Raw genomic sequence first — 842 nt, forward strand, 5'->3', positions numbered from 1 at the left:
AGAAGCTGTTGCGAAATTAGTTAAACAGAGACTTTAGACGCGTCCAGCAAATCAAAGCGCAAGCCAGAGACATGAAGGCCTCGTGAACATGAGCATAGCGTTCGTAACGAATCTTGAGCCGTCGAAACGAGTGAAGCCAGGCAATCGAGCGCTCGACTGGCCAGCGCGTTTTGCCGAGACCACTGCCATGGGGCGAGCCGATTTTCGCGAGCACGGGCGTGATACCGCGCTCTCGCAAACGCTGCCGATGCGGCTCGGAGCTGTAGCCCCGGTCGCCCTGAACGATTCGCGGTTTATGCAGGGGACGCCCTCGCTTGCCTCGAATACGCGGAATTGCCTCGACCAGCGCATCAAGCTGGGTGATGTCATGGCGGTTTGCGCCGGTCAGGATGACCGCGAGCGGGATGCCTTGCGCGTCGACGATGATGTGGTGTTTGCTGCCGAGCTTGCGTCGGTCCGTGGGATTCGGGCCGGTTTTTTTCCCGCCAGCACGGCGCGAATCGACGAGCTGTCGACAAGCGCTCGCGACAAATCGATTTCGCCACGGCGACGCAGTTCGGCCAGCAGCGTTTCGTGGATGCGTTGCCAGACGCCTGATTCTTGCCATGCAACAAGCCGTCGCCAGCACGCAGTGCCCGAACCGCATCCCATCTCTTGCGGTAGCAGATTCCAAGCAATCCCGGAGCGCAGCACGAACACGATGCCGGTCAGCACCGCGCGGTCGGGTGTCGGCTTGCGGCCTGCGTACCGGCGATTGCGTGGTGCTCGAGCAGGCAGCAGCGGCTCGATGAGTGACCACAATTCGTCGTCTACAAGTTCTTTAGGCATCGCTTCCTGTCAGG

1 protein-coding gene is annotated in these 842 nt (G+C 60.6%); it reads right to left on the reverse strand.

The genetic code is table 11. The features are described 5' to 3' along the window. Positions 1-16 precede the first annotated feature (16 nt). A protein-coding gene (locus WS62_RS35085) for an IS5 family transposase (protein WP_156441158.1) occupies positions 17-828 on the reverse strand; the annotation gives its coding sequence in 2 pieces (ribosomal slippage) (positions 17-489 and positions 489-828; 813 coding nt in all). Between the last annotated feature and the right edge of the window lie 14 nt (positions 829-842).

This window comes from Burkholderia sp. ABCPW 14, from assembly GCF_001523835.1.
Lineage (GTDB): Bacteria > Pseudomonadota > Gammaproteobacteria > Burkholderiales > Burkholderiaceae > Burkholderia > Burkholderia mayonis.